Below are 13,777 nucleotides of genomic sequence, written 5' to 3'. Positions count from 1 at the left end.
TTCCCATCGACGGAGCGGGCAGGGACCTGACCACTGCGACGCCGCCGCACACGAAGCACACCATCCGGGCACCAGCCGGACCAGCACGTGAAGGGTCGAGACCATGCAGAGGACGTACGCAGGCGGCACCGCCGTCGGGGCGGGCCGACCGCTCCGGGTGCGCGACCAGGCCCGCGAGGCACTGGCCGTGATGGCCTTCTCGGCCCTCGCCTCGGCGTCCGTCGTGGTGGCGGTCCTCGTGCTGACGACGTTGGGCAAGTAGGACCGGACATGGAGGGCTCCCGACACGTCCCGGTCCTGCTGGACCGGGTCGTCGCGCTGCTGGCGCCTGCACTGACCGGCACGGCCCCCGTCCTGGTCGACTGCACGCTCGGGCTGGGCGGGCACACCGAGGCCGTGCTCGAGCGGTTCCCCTCCGTCCGGGTGATCGGCATCGACCGGGATCCCCAGGCCCTGGCGCTCGCCGGTGAGCGGCTGTCCCGTTTCGCGGACCGGTTCACCGGGGTGCACGCGGTCTACGACGAGATCGGTGCCGTGGTCGCCGGCCAGGGCCTCGACCACGTCGAGGCGGTCTTCTTCGACCTCGGGGTCTCCTCGATGCAGCTCGACGTGCGGGAGCGCGGCTTCGCCTACGCCCAGGACGCCCCGCTGGACATGCGGATGGACGGCAGTGCCGGTCTCACCGCGGCCGACGTGCTCAACACGTACTCGGCGGCCGAGCTGACCCGGGTGCTCAAGGAGTACGGCGAGGAGAAGTTCGCCCGCAAGATCGCCGGCGCGGTGGTGAGGGAGCGCGAGAAGGAGCCCTTCACCCGCTCGGGGCGCCTCGTGGAGCTGCTCTACGCGGAGATCCCGGCGCCGGCCCGGCGCACCGGGGGACACCCGGCCAAGCGGACCTTCCAGGCGCTGCGGATGGAGGTCAACGACGAGCTCGGCGTGCTCCGACGCGCCCTGCCCGCGGCCCTGGCCGTCGTGGGCGTCGGTGGGCGGGTCGTCGTGGAGGCCTACCACTCGCTCGAGGACCGGATGGTCAAGCGCGCCTTCGTCGAGGCCACCCGGCTCGACGTCCCCGAGGACCTCCCCTTCGTCCCGGCTGGGAGCGAGCCCGCCATGCACCTGGTCACCCGCGGCGCCGAGGTGGCCGACGAGCAGGAGATCGCCCAGAACCCACGCGCGGCCTCGGTCCGCCTGCGTGCCGTCGAACGAGTCCGACCCGACCGAGGAGCAGCCAGATGAGCAGTCCAGCAGTGCAGATCCGCTCCCGCGTCGCCTCCCTCGGTGAGGCGGCCGTCTCGCGGGCCCGCCTCACCGTGGTGCCGCAGACCCGGACGCCGGCCGCCCGGGTCCCCTTCGTCTTCCTGGTCTCGGTGATCCTGCTGACCGGGGTGATCGGGCTGCTGATGTTCAACACCTCCATGCAGCAGGCCTCCTTCACCGCGACCCGGCTCGACGAGCAGGCGGCCACGATGGCCGCCCGCGAGCAGTCGCTGAGGATGGAGCTCGACGACCTGCGCGACCCCCAGCGGGTGGCGCTCCAGGCCCAGCGGATGGGGATGGTCATCCCGAGCACCCCGGTCTTCCTCACCCTCGACGGAGAGGTGATCGGCTCGCCCGGCCCGGCGACGGCCGAGGACGGGCTGCGGCTCACCCCACGACCGCCGGGGCTTCCCGCAGGGCTGCGCCCCGCCGTGGAGTTCGTCGAGGTGCCGCCGGCTCCGTGACGCCCGGCAAGGAATGGGGCGACACGGCCACCGCCTGAGCGGAACCGGGTCCCGTGCCGGGTATCAATGAGCAGCAGTCGTTCGAAGGAGAGCTCCCCGTGTCCAGCACCCCCGGTCCGCCCCCGGCTCCCTCGAGCCGACGGCCGGGTCGACTGAGCCGCCGCGGCTCGCCGATGTTCCGCCTCCGGTTCGGCTTCGTCGTCATCGCGATGGTGCTCTCGGTCTTCGGAGGGCGGCTCGTCCAGCTCCAGGGGATCGACCCGCGCTCCTACGCGCAGATGGCCGCCGAGGAGGGCGTGATCGACGTGACGCTGCCGGCCACCCGGGGCCAGATCCTCGACCGGCGCGGCGAGCCGCTGGCCGGTTCGGTCGCGGGGCGGATGGTGGTGGCGGACCCGAAGATGACCGCCGAGGACGCCCCCGCGCTGGCCACCCTGCTGAGCAACGAGCTCGGGGTCGACTACTTCGCCGTCCTGGACCGCCTCCGGGCGGAGGACAGTCGGTTCGAGTACATCGACCGGCGGGTCCCGGCCACCGAGGCGGACCGGGTGCTGGGGCTGGTGAAGGCGGAGGGCTTCAAGGGGATCACCCTGCGTGACGACCCGATCCGCGACTACCCGGCGGGCGACGTCGCGGCGAACCTGGTCGGCTTCATGGGGGTCGACGAGCCGCTGGGCGGCCTCGAGCGGACCTTCGACGCGCAGCTCTCCGGTACCGACGGCAAGGCGCGCTACACCGTGGGCAGCGGCCACCGGGTCCCCCTGGGGGAGCGGTCGGTCACCAAGCCGGCCAACGGGGAGCCGCTGCGCACCACGCTCGACCGGGACCTGTCCTGGTTCGTCCAGAAGGTGCTCGAGGAGCAGCGTCAGGCCTACCGGGCCGAGAGCGCGGCCGCCGTGGTGATGGACACCCGCAGCGGTCACCTGCTCGCCGTCGCCGACGTCCCCACCTTCGACGCGAACGCGCCCACCGAGAGCGACGAGGCCGACCTGGGCTCCCGGGCGTTCAGCGACGTCTTCGAGCCGGGCTCGGTGCAGAAGGTCCTCACGGCGGCTGCGCTGGTGGACGCCGGCAAGGTCACCGCCCGCACCCGGATCAAGGTGCCCGGCAGCCTGGCCCGCCAGGACCGGGTGATCAACGACTGGTTCGACCACGACACCATCCGGCTGACCATGGCCGGGGTGATCGCCAAGTCCTCCAACATCGGGACCGTGCTCGCCGCCGACCAGTTCACCCCGGCCGAGCTGGCCGGCTACCTGACCCGCTTCGGGCTCGGGCGCAAGACACAGGTGGGCGTGCGCGGCGAGACCCGCGGCCTGCTGCCGTCCGGCGAGGTCATGACCTCCCAGACCAAGGACCGCATCGCCTTCGGGCAGTCGCTCTCGGTCAACGCGGTGCAGATGACGGCGGCGGTCAACACGATCGCCAACGACGGGGTGCACGTCTCGCCCAGCCTGATCGAGGGCACCGCGACCGCGGACGACGGCACGGTGGTCGGCACCGACGTCGCGACGCGCGAGCGGGTGGTCTCCCGGCGGGCCGCGCGGCAGACCGCGAAGATGATGGAGCGGGTCGTCGACCCCGAGGCCGGGGTGGCCCCCAGCGCCCAGGTGGAGGGCTACCGCGTGGCGGGCAAGACCGGCACGGCGCAGCGCGTCGACCCCGAGTGCGGCTGCTACGACGGCTCCTTCTCCCTCTCCTTCGGCGGCTTCGCCCCGGCGGACGACCCCCGCTTCACCGTCTACGTGGTCATCCACAACCCCGCCGTCGACGGCGGCGGCGGCTCCGTGGCAGGCCCGGTCTTCTCCCGCATCATGGGGTACCTGCTCTCTCGCTACCGGGTGCCGCCCACGGGTTCGAAGCCGTCGCAGCTCCCGGTCGAGTGGTGACCCCGCGCCCGGGCGGCGATAGTGTCGCCGGGATGGTGGGCAGTGAGACGACAAGACCTGCGCGGCCTCCGAGCTCGACCCTGACCGAGCTCGCCGAGTGGCTGGGCACCCACGTCGCACCCCGGGTCCTGGGCGAGGGCCGGACGGCAGTCACCGGGCTCACGCTCAGCACCGCCAGGGTCGTGCCGGGCGACCTCTACGTCGCCCTCCCGGGCTCGCGGGTGCACGGCGCCCGCTACGCGGCCCAGGCCGTGGCGTCCGGCGCCGTGGCCGTGCTCACCGACGCCGAGGGCGCCGCCATGCTGGAGGTCGAGGTGCCGACGATCGTGGTCGAGGAGCCCCGGCGCGTCCTGGGGCCGCTCTCGGCCCACGTCTACGACGACCCGGCCTCCGCCCTGCGGCTGATCGGGGTGACCGGCACCCAGGGCAAGACCACCACCACCCGGCTCGCCGAGAGCGCCCTGCAGGGGGCCGGCGTCCGGGCCGGGGTGGTGGGGACCGTCGGGACCCGCATCGCCGGGCAGGACGTCCCCACCTCGCTGACCACGCCCGAGGCCCCCGACCTGCACGCGCTGCTGGCGCTGATGCGCGAGCGGCAGGTGGAGGCCTGCGCGATGGAGGTCTCCAGCCATGCCCTGGTGATGGGCCGGGTCGACGGACTGGTCTTCGACGTCGCGACCTTCCTCAACCTGGGGCGGGACCACCTCGACTTCCACCACGACCTGGAGGAGTACTTCGCCGCGAAGGCGTCGCTCTTCACCCCCGAGCGGGCTCGCCTGGCCCTGGTCAACGTCGACGACGCCCACGGTCGCCGGCTGGTCGAGACGGTGGAGATCCCCGTGCGCACGTTCTCGGCCGCGGGCGCCGACGCCGACTGGCGGGCGGTCGAGGTGGCCACCACGGCGTGCGGCTCCACCTTCACCGTCCTGGGGCCGCGGGGGGTGTCCGTGGCTGCCGGCGTGCCGCTGGCCGGCGACTTCAACGTGAGCAACGCGCTGGCCGCCATCGCCTCCTGCGCCGAGGCCGGCTTCGACCCCGCCCGCGTCTCGGCCGCGCTGGCCTCGGGGCCCGGGGTCCCGGGGCGCCTGGAGAGCGTGGAGGAGGGACAGCGGTTCGCCGTCGTCGTCGACTACGCGCACAAGCCGGACGCCGTGGAGGCCACGCTGCGCACCCTCCGGCCGCTGACCCAGGGCCGGGTGCTGGTGGTGCTCGGTGCCGGCGGGGACCGCGACCCGGGCAAGCGCCCCCTGATGGGCGAGATCGCGGCCCGTCTGGCCGACGTGCTCGTGGTGACCGACGACAACCCGCGCGGTGAGGACCCGGCCGCGATCCGGCGGGCGGTGCTGGCCGGGGTCCCGGACGGGACGACGACGGAGGTGCTCGAGGTCGGCGACCGGCGCCGGGCGATCCGCGAGGCGCTCGTGCGCGCCGCGCCGGGCGACATCGTGCTGGTGGCCGGCAAGGGGCACGAGACCGGCCAGGAGGTGGCCGGCGTCGTCCACCCCTTCGACGACCGCGACGTGGTCCGTGAGGAGCTGGCAGCGCTGTGATCGAGATGACTCTGCGGCAGCTGGCCGACGTGCTGGACGGGCGGGTCGTCGGGCCTGGCGACCCGTCCGGGACCGCCGTGGTGGGCGAGGCGTTCCTCGACAGCCGCTCGCCTGCCCCGGGCGGGCTCTTCGTGGCCGTCGCGGGGGAGCGCTCGGACGGGCACGACCACGCGGCCGCCGCCGTCGCCGCGGGGGCGGCGGCCTACCTGGGCACTCGCGACGTCGGGGTGCCCGGCGTGGTGGTGCAGGACGCCGTGGACGCGCTGGGCCGGCTGGCGCGGCACCTGGTCGACCAGCTCCCAGGCCTGACGGTGCTGGCCCTCACCGGCTCGCAGGGAAAGACCGGCACCAAGGACTACCTGGCCCAGGTGCTGGCCGGGGAGGGCGCCACGGTGGCCACGGCGGGGAACTTGAACAACGAGCTCGGGGTGCCGCTCACCGTGCTGCGGGCCACCCCGGCCACCAGGTTCCTCGTGGTCGAGATGGGGGCGCGCGGAGTCGGACACATCGCCCACCTCTGCGCGATCGCGCCGCCGCGGGTCGCGGCGGTGCTCAACGTCGGGACGGCCCACCTGGGCGAGTTCGGCAGTCGCGAGCGGATCGCCCAGGCCAAGGGCGAGATCATCGAGGGGCTGCCCGCCGACGGGACGGCGGTGCTCAACGCCGGCGACGAGCTGGTCCGGGCGATGGCCCCCAGGACCAGGGCGCGGGTGCTGACCTTCGGCCGCGGCGGCGACGTCGGCGTGCGCGGGCTCACCGCCGACGAGCTGGGGCGCTACGGCTTCGAGGTCGGCCACGAGGGCCGCTGGGCTCCGGTGCGGCTCTCCCAGCTGGGGCCCCACCAGGTGGAGAACGCCGTCGCGGCCGCGGCGATGGCCCTCGCGGTCGGGGTCTCGCTCGACGACGCCGCGGAGCGGCTCACCGCGTCGGTGGCCGCCTCCCGGTGGCGGATGGAGCTGCACCGGCGCGGGGACGGCCTGCTCGTGGTCAACGACGCCTACAACGCCAACCCGGAGTCCATGGAGTCCGCCCTGGAGGCACTGGGGCACCTGGGCGCCTCCCGGTCGGGCCGGACCGTCGCGGTGCTGGGGGAGATGCGCGAGCTGGGCGCGGACTCGGAGTCCCAGCACCGGCGGGTGGGCGCCTCCGCGGCTGCCGCCCAGGTCGACGTCCTGGTCACGGTGGGCCCCGTGGCGGCCGCGATGGCCGACGCCGCCCGCGAGGACCCGGGCTGGCGGGGCACGGCGGTGGTGACCGGCACCCGTGACGAGGCGCTGGCCTGGGTGCGGGAGAATGTCGCGGCCACGGACTCGGTCCTGGTCAAGGCATCCCGTGGTGCGGCACTCGAGCACATCGCGGACGGACTTCTCGAGGAAAGGGACGCTGCTCGATGAGAGCCATCCTGTTCGCAGGCGGACTCGCCCTCATCTTCTCGCTGCTCGGTACCCGGGTGGCGATCACCGTGCTGTCCAACCGCGGCTACGGCCAGGAGATCCGCGACGACGGCCCCACGACCCACCACACCAAGCGCGGCACGCCCACCATGGGCGGCATCGTCATCATCGGGGCCTCGGTGGTCGCCTATTTCCTGGCCAAGCTGATCACCGGCCAGGTGCCCACCGCGTCGGCGCTGCTCCTCCTCTTCCTCTTCGTCGGACTCGGCACCGTCGGGTTCCTCGACGACTTCATCAAGATCGTGAAGCAGCGCAGCCTGGGCCTGCGCAGCAAGGCGAAGATGATCGGCCAGACCGTGGTCGCCCTGATCTTCGGCTGGCTCGCGCTCTCGCCGATGCTCGAGGACGAGCGCGGTGAGACCCCGGCGTCGCGGCACATCTCCTTCATCCGGGACTTCGACTCCTGGGTCGTCCCGACCGCCCTGCTGCTGGTCTTCCTGTGGTTCCTGATCACCGGCTTCAGCAACGCGGTGAACCTGACCGACGGCTTGGACGGTCTCGCCACCGGCGCCTGCACGGTGGTCTTCGCCGCGTACACGCTGGTCAACATCTGGCAGAACAACCAGTCCTGCTCCATCCAGCAGGGCAGCACCTGCTACGAGGTGCGCGACCCCCTCGACCTCGCGGTGGTCTCCGCCGCGATCATGGGGGCCTGCTTCGGCTTCCTGTGGTGGAACGCCTCCCCGGCACAGATCTTCATGGGCGACACCGGCTCGCTCGCCCTCGGCGGCGCCCTCGCCGGCCTCGCCATCCTCACCCGGACCGAGCTGCTCCTCCTGGTGATCGGAGGCCTCTTCGTGATCGAGACCCTCTCGGTGATGCTGCAGGTGGGCTTCTTCAAGGTCACCAAGGGGCGGCGCATCTTCCGGATGGCGCCGCTGCACCACCACTTCGAGATGCTCGGCTGGGAGCAGGTGACGGTGGTGGTCCGGTTCTGGATCATCACCGGCCTGGCCGTGGCCGCCGGCCTCGGCATCTTCTACGCCGAATGGGTGGCGGGGATCGGATGAGCGGCCACGACCCGACCTCCCTGGGACGCACGGACTCCTGGGACGGCGTACGAGCCGTCGTGGCGGGCTTCGGCGTCTCCGGCTTCGCCGCGGCGGACAACCTCAACCACCTCGGTGCCGGCGTCGTGGCCCTCGATGCGACCACGTCGGGCGACAAGGAGGAGCGGGCCGAGCTGCTCGAGGTCCTCGGGGCCGAGGTCAGGCTGGGCGAGGGAGCCACCGACCGGCTGCCCGAGGACGCCGACCTCCTGGTCGTCTCGCCCGGCTGGCGCCCGGACGCCCCGCTGATCGCTCAGGCGCACGCGCGGGGGATCCCGGTCTGGGGTGAGGTCGAGCTCGCCTGGCGGCTTCGGCACCCCGACGCGCCCGCTCCCTGGCTCGCGGTCACCGGCACGAACGGGAAGACCACGACCGTGCAGATGCTCGACTCGATCCTGCGGGCCGCCGGACTCCGCTCGGTCGCGGCCGGCAACGTCGGGCTGCCCCTCGTCGAGGTGGTCATGGACCCCGAGCCCTACGACGTCATCGCGGTGGAGCTCTCCAGCTTCCAGCTGCACTACACCTCGTCGGTGCGCGCCGAGTCGGCCGCGGTCCTCAACGTGGCCGAGGACCACCTCGACTGGTACCCCTCCATGGACGACTACGCCGCGGACAAGGCGAGGATCTACGACCATGTCGAGCGCGCCTGCGTCTACAACGTGGCCGACGAGCTGACCAGGCGCATGGTCGAGGAGGCCGACGTCGTCGAGGGTGCGCGGGCGATCGGCTTCACCCTCGGCGTCCCCGGCGTCGGCATGCTCGGGCTCGTCGACGAGATCCTCGCCGACCGCGCCTTCATCGAGGAGCGTGCCTCCAGTGCTGCCGAGCTCTGCACGCTCGACGACCTGGCCTCCCGGGCACCGCACTTCGTGGCGGACGCCCTGGCCGCCGCCGCCCTCGCCCGGGCGCACGGGGTCCCGCAGGCGGCCGTCCGCGACGGGCTGCGCTCCTTCCGTCCCGACGGTCACCGCATCGAGCACGTCGCGACCTTCGCCGGCGTCACCTGGGTCGACGACTCCAAGGCGACCAACCCGCACGCCGCCCGGTCCTCCCTCCAGGCCTACGACCCGGTCGTCTGGGTCGCCGGTGGCCTGGCCAAGGGGGCGCACTTCGACGACCTGGTGCAGTCGGTCGCGGGCCGGCTGCGGGGAGTCGTGCTGCTGGGACGGGACCGGCACGTGATCGCGGACGCCCTTTCGCGACACGCGCCCGATGTGCCTGTCATCCAGATAGGGGACGGGGAGACTGGGGATCCCATGGAGCGTGTCGTCGACGCGGCAGCCGGCCTCGCCCGTCAGGGCGACACCGTCCTGCTGGCGCCGGGATGTGCCTCCATGGACATGTTCGCCGGCTACGGCGCGAGAGGTGACGCCTTCGCCGCAGCCGTGCGGCGCAGGCAGGGCGGACAGACGGACTGAGACGAGGCAGCGAGGGAGCGCAGATGACCACCGCGAACCCCGAGCACGTCTCCGGCCGCAGCCTCACGTCGTGGGGGAGGACCCTGCGCCACGCGATGGACCGGCCCCTGACCTCCTACTACCTGCTGCTGGGGGCGTCGGCGCTGCTGCTGACGATCGGCCTGATCATGGTGCTCAGCGCCTCCAGCGTCCGTTCGTTCAAGTTCTACGACGACTCCTACGCGATCGTGAAGCGACAGCTGCTGTGGGTCGCGATCGGCATCCCGGCGGCCTGGGTGGCCTCGCGCCTGCCCTACTCCGCGATCAGACGGCTGGCCTGGCCGGGACTCGCGGTGTCGATGGTGCTCCTCGCCCTGGTCCAGGTGCCGGGCCTGGGCATCACCGTCAACGGCAACACCAACTGGCTCGGCGTCGGCCCGTTCGCGGTCCAGCCCTCCGAGGTCGCCAAGCTGGCGATCGTGCTCTGGGCCGCGCACGTCTACGCGCACAAGGAGCGACGCCTCGACCGGCTGCACCACGTGATGGTCCCGGTGGTGCCCGGCATGCTGGCCGTCATCCTCCTGGTGGTGCTCGGGCGTGACCTGGGCACCGCGCTCGTGCTCTTCGCGATCCTGCTCTCCATGCTGTGGATCGTGGGGGCGCCCAGCCGGCTCTTCGTCTTCTCCAGCTCGGTGGTCGGCGTGGTCGCCCTCTACCTGGCGTCCACCAGCTCGGAGCGGCGTGAGCGGCTGACGAACTTCGTCGACCCCTTCAAGGACTACCACGACACGGGGTGGCAGCCCGCCCACGGCCTCTACGCCCTCTCCACCGGGGGCTGGCTCGGGCAGGGCATCGGGGGGTCGACGCAGAAGTGGGGCGACCTGCCGGAGGCGCACACCGACTTCATCTTCGCCGTGCTGGGCGAGGAGCTCGGCCTGGTGGGGACGCTGCTGGTCATCCTGCTCTTCCTCACCATCGCCTACGCGGCGACCCGGGTCGCGGTCGCCACCGAGGACCCCTTCGTCCGCTACGCCACCTTCGGGATCGTGGTGTGGCTCCTCGGGCAGATGATCATCAACGTCGGCATGGTGCTGGCACTGCTGCCGGTCATCGGGATCCCGCTGCCGCTGATCTCCTACGGCGGCTCGGCGTTGCTGCCCTCGCTGGTCGCGCTCGGTCTGCTGATCGGGTTCGCGCGCCGGGAGCCTGATGCCGCCGCGGCCCTCAGGGCACGTCGCCACGCCCGTGCCACCGGGGTGACGGCCATGTCTCCCTCCGGTCGCGGCACCGCCTAGGCTGGAAGGGATATGCGCGTCCTTCTCGCCGGCGGTGGAACCGCCGGCCACACCTCGCCCCTGCTCGCCACCGCCGACGCCCTGCTCCGGCTCGACCCGGCCACCCGGATCACCTGCCTGGGGACCAGCACGGGCCTGGAGGCCCGGCTCATCCCGGAGGCGGGCCTTCCGCTCGAGGTGGTGCCGCGGGTGCCCCTGCCCCGTCGGCCGGGACCCGACCTCCTGCGCACCCCCTCCCGGCTCTGGGCCGCCCGGCGTGCCGCGCTGGAGATCGTGGACCGGGTGCGTCCCGACGTGGTGGTCGGGTTCGGGGGATACGTCTCGGTGCCCGCCTACCTGGCCGCCCGGTCCCGTCGCCTCCCCCTGGTGGTGCACGAGGGCAACGCCCTGCCGGGGGTGGCCAACCGCCTCGGGGCGCGGATGACCCGCCACGTGGCGACCAGCTTCCCCGACACCGCCCTGCCGCACGCCAGCTACCTCGGGCTGCCGGTGCGCCGGATGATCTCGACGTTGGACCGCGCCGCGCTGCGCGACCAGGCGCGTGCCGAGTTCGGCCTCCGCCCGGACCTCCCGGTGCTGCTGGTGACCGGCGGTTCCCAGGGGGCCGCGCGGATCAACGCCGCGGTCCTGGGCGCGGCGTCCGACCTCGCCGCGGCCGGGGTGCAGGTGCTCCACGTGGTCGGGCCCAAGCAGGAGGCGGTCGCCCCGGTGGGCGACGTCCCCTACGTGGTCCGGCACTTCGTCGACCGGATGGACCTGGCCTACGCCGCCGCGGACGCGGTGCTCTGCCGCGCGGGCAGCAACACGGTCACCGAGGTCTCCGGGGTGGGCCTGCCGGCCGTCTTCGTCCCCCTGCCGATCGGCAACGGTGAGCAGGCGCTCAACGCGCGCCCCGTCGTCGACGCCGGCGGGGGGCTCCTCGTCGCGGACCAGGCCCTGACCCCCGAGTGGGTGCGGGCCACGCTGCCCGGACTGCTCACCGACACCCACCGGCTCAGCGACATGGGGCGGGCGGCGTCCCAGGTGGTCGCGCTGGACGCGGACGAGAAGCTGGCCCGGATGATCCTGGGGGCAGGCCGGTGAAGCTCCCGGTGCCCGAGGACCTGTTGCCCGTCGAGGAGCTGGGGCGGGTCCACTTCGTGGGGATCGGCGGTGCGGGTCTCTCCGCGATCGCCCGACTGATGCTGGCCCGGGGCGTGAGGGTCTCGGGGAGCGACGGCGCGCCGTCCCCGACCCTCGACCGGCTCGCCGAGCTCGGTGCCCAGGTGCACGTCGGGCACGACGGGGCGCACGTGGGCGAGGCGGACACCCTCGTCGTCTCCACCGCGGTCCGCGACGACAACCCGGAGGTGGTCGAGGCACTGGGCCGGGGGCTGCGCGTGTGGCCGCGGTCGGCCGGGCTCGCCTCGCTCATGGCCGGCCGGCGCACCGTCGCGGTGGCCGGGACGCACGGCAAGACCACCACCACCTCGCTGCTCACGGTCGCGCTGCAGGCCGCGGGGGCCGACCCGACGTACGCCGTCGGCGGCGACCTCGCCGCCACCGGGGCCAACGCGCACGAGGGGTCGGGCGACCTCTTCGTCGCCGAGGCCGACGAGAGCGACGGCGCCTTCCTGGTCTACCGCCCCCACGCCGCGGTGGTGACCAACGTGGAGGCCGACCACCTCGACCACTTCGGCACGGAGGAGGCCTACCGGGCGGCCTTCTCGGCGTTCCTGGAGCGCCTCGACCCGGACGGGTTCCTGGTCTGCGTCGTCGACGACCCGGGAGCGGCCTCGCTGGCAGCCGAGGCGCGGGCGCGCGGCCTGGACGTCGTCGGCGTCGGGGAGTCCGAGGGCGCCGACCTGCGCCTGGTCGGGCTGAGCTTCGAGGGCACGCACTCCTCGTCGACGGTGCTGGCCGGTGGGGAGGAGCTCGGGCGGCTGCGCCTGCGGATCCCGGGGCGCCACTACCTGCTCGACGCCACGGCGGCGCTGGCCGCCGGGCTCCGCCTCGGCTACCCCTTCGCCGACCTGGCCCGCGGCCTGGAGGGGTTCACCGGCACCCGGCGGCGGATGGAGGCCAAGGGCGAGGCGGGCGGCGTCCGGGTCTACGACAGCTATGCCCACCACCCGGTCGAGATCGCGGGCGACCTCCAGGCCGCCCGGGCCGTGGCCGGCGAGGGGCGCGTGGTGGTCGCGTTCCAGCCTCACCTCGTCTCGCGCACCCGCATCTTCGGGCGCCAGATGGGGGAGGCCCTCGGGGCCGCGGACGAGGTGGTCGTCCTGGACGTCTACGTCGCGCGCGAGGACCCGGACCCGGAGGTGACCGGAGAGCTGGTGGCCCGCGCCTGCCCCCTCCCGGACGACCGGGTGGTCTTCGTCCCGGAGATGGCCGAGGTGCCCGCCGAGCTGGTGCGGCGCGCCCGTCCGGGTGACCTCGTGCTCACCCTGGGCGCCGGCTCGGTCACCTCGCTGGGGCCACGTGTCCTGGAGCTCCTGGCAGAGGATCGCCGCTGATGGTCCGGCTGCCGGGCCGGATCGGCGACCTGCCACCCGCGGAGCGGACCCGCCGGCGCTTCCTGCGACGCCAGTGGGCACGCCGCTGGGGCGTCTGGCGCCGACTCGGACTGACCCTGCTGGTCGTCGGGCTGCTGGCCACCGGCGCGTGGCTGGTCTGGTTCTCCGACGTGCTGGGTGTCGACCGGGTCGACGTCCAGGGGGGCCGGCTCCTCTCGGAAGGCGAGGTCCGCGAGGCTGCCGGCATCGACGCCGGGGAGCCGCTCGCGCGGGTCGACCTCGACGGGGTCCGGCGTCGGGTCGAGACCCTCGCCGAGGTGCGGGCGGCCCAGGTGCGCCGGCAGTGGCCGGACGGCGTCGTGGTCGAGGTGGAGGAGCGGGTGGCGATCGCGGTCGTCGACCTGGGCGGCAGCCTGCGGGGGCTGGACCAGGAGGGCGTCGTCTTCACCGAGTACCGCAGTGCGCCCGCCGGGCTGCCCCGGGTGCTGGTGGTGGGGGAGCTCGACAGCGACGCGCTCCAGGAGGCGGCCGACGTCGTCTCGTCCCTGCCCGCCGAGATCGCGGAGCGGGTCCACCACGTCGACGTGGAGACGGTCGACCAGATCTCGCTGGTGCTCCGCGACGAGCGCGTGGTGCTGTGGGGGTCCGCGGAGGAGTCGGCCCAGAAGGCGGCCGTGCTCGAGGCCCTGCTGACGGCCCGGGACGCGCGACGCTACGACGTGAGCGTGCCCGGTCAGCCCGTCACCTCCGGCTGACCCGCTCGGGCGCCCATATTTCCGGCGCGTCGGCGGCGTGTTGGACGAGATCGGGGCCGGGGCGTGCCTAGTGTCTTCCCCAACGCGAGGTTGACATAACTATAACCCTCAGGCTCACGGTTAGGGTTCCGGCCCGGCCGGAGCGGGAGAGGCCTTGCATCCTCTCCAC

The 13,777-nt window shown here is 73.5% G+C and carries 12 protein-coding genes; all 12 read left to right on the top strand.

Annotated elements, in window-relative coordinates; genetic code table 11:
• The first annotated feature begins 103 nt into the window (after positions 1 to 103).
• The 12 genes from AC3X7R_RS16190 to AC3X7R_RS16135 all read left to right on the top strand — a co-directional run bounded on the left by AC3X7R_RS16190 (position 104) and on the right by AC3X7R_RS16135 (position 13,608).
• Positions 104 to 262 carry a hypothetical protein gene (locus AC3X7R_RS16190; protein WP_489966707.1) on the top strand — a complete coding sequence of 53 codons (159 nt, stop codon included), beginning with the start codon at positions 104 to 106 and terminating at the stop codon, positions 260 to 262.
• An 8-nt stretch (positions 263 to 270) separates the two neighbouring features.
• Positions 271 to 1,236, top strand: a complete 966-nt coding sequence (gene rsmH, locus AC3X7R_RS16185; protein WP_489966706.1) for a 16S rRNA (cytosine(1402)-N(4))-methyltransferase RsmH — start codon at positions 271 to 273, stop codon at positions 1,234 to 1,236.
• Positions 1,233 to 1,721, top strand: a complete 489-nt coding sequence (gene ftsL / locus AC3X7R_RS16180; RefSeq protein WP_489966705.1) for a cell division protein FtsL — start codon at positions 1,233 to 1,235, stop codon at positions 1,719 to 1,721. Before rsmH ends, ftsL begins: the two co-directional genes overlap by 4 nt.
• A 98-nt stretch (positions 1,722 to 1,819) precedes the next feature.
• Entirely contained in the window at positions 1,820 to 3,610 is a 1,791-nt protein-coding gene (locus tag AC3X7R_RS16175) for a peptidoglycan D,D-transpeptidase FtsI family protein (protein ID WP_489966704.1), read from the top strand.
• A gap of 32 nt (positions 3,611 to 3,642) precedes the next feature.
• Entirely contained in the window at positions 3,643 to 5,160 is a 1,518-nt protein-coding gene (locus AC3X7R_RS16170) for a UDP-N-acetylmuramoyl-L-alanyl-D-glutamate--2,6-diaminopimelate ligase (protein ID WP_489966703.1), read from the top strand.
• A gap of 5 nt (positions 5,161 to 5,165) precedes the next feature.
• On the top strand, positions 5,166 to 6,554 hold the full coding sequence (locus tag AC3X7R_RS16165) for a UDP-N-acetylmuramoyl-tripeptide--D-alanyl-D-alanine ligase (RefSeq protein ID WP_489967091.1): 1,389 nt from the start codon (positions 5,166 to 5,168) through the stop codon (positions 6,552 to 6,554).
• On the top strand, positions 6,551 to 7,624 hold the full coding sequence (mraY, locus tag AC3X7R_RS16160; RefSeq protein ID WP_489966702.1) for a phospho-N-acetylmuramoyl-pentapeptide-transferase: 1,074 nt from the start codon (positions 6,551 to 6,553) through the stop codon (positions 7,622 to 7,624). The genes AC3X7R_RS16165 and mraY overlap by 4 nt, the downstream gene beginning before the upstream one ends.
• On the top strand, positions 7,621 to 9,081 hold the full coding sequence (murD, locus tag AC3X7R_RS16155) for a UDP-N-acetylmuramoyl-L-alanine--D-glutamate ligase (RefSeq protein ID WP_489966701.1): 1,461 nt from the start codon (positions 7,621 to 7,623) through the stop codon (positions 9,079 to 9,081). Before mraY ends, murD begins: the two co-directional genes overlap by 4 nt.
• A gap of 23 nt (positions 9,082 to 9,104) precedes the next feature.
• The gene (ftsW, locus tag AC3X7R_RS16150; RefSeq protein ID WP_489966700.1) at positions 9,105 to 10,355 is read left to right on the top strand and encodes a putative lipid II flippase FtsW; all 1,251 of its coding nucleotides are present in this window, start codon (positions 9,105 to 9,107) and stop codon (positions 10,353 to 10,355) included.
• 12 nt (positions 10,356 to 10,367) lie between these two features.
• Positions 10,368 to 11,438, top strand: a complete 1,071-nt coding sequence (gene murG / locus AC3X7R_RS16145) for an undecaprenyldiphospho-muramoylpentapeptide beta-N-acetylglucosaminyltransferase (protein WP_489966699.1) — start codon at positions 10,368 to 10,370, stop codon at positions 11,436 to 11,438.
• A complete protein-coding gene (murC, locus tag AC3X7R_RS16140) occupies positions 11,435 to 12,853 on the top strand; it encodes a UDP-N-acetylmuramate--L-alanine ligase (protein ID WP_489966698.1) in 1,419 nt (472 codons plus the stop codon). Before murG ends, murC begins: the two co-directional genes overlap by 4 nt.
• Positions 12,853 to 13,608 (top strand): cell division protein FtsQ/DivIB, encoded by a 756-nt coding sequence (locus tag AC3X7R_RS16135; RefSeq protein WP_489966697.1) that lies wholly within the window; start codon positions 12,853 to 12,855, stop codon positions 13,606 to 13,608. The genes murC and AC3X7R_RS16135 overlap by 1 nt, the downstream gene beginning before the upstream one ends.
• The last annotated feature ends 169 nt before the right edge of the window (positions 13,609 to 13,777 follow it).

Source organism: Nocardioides sp. Z22_16, from assembly GCF_058134365.1.
This window is presented reverse-complemented; position numbering and strand designations above follow the sequence as displayed.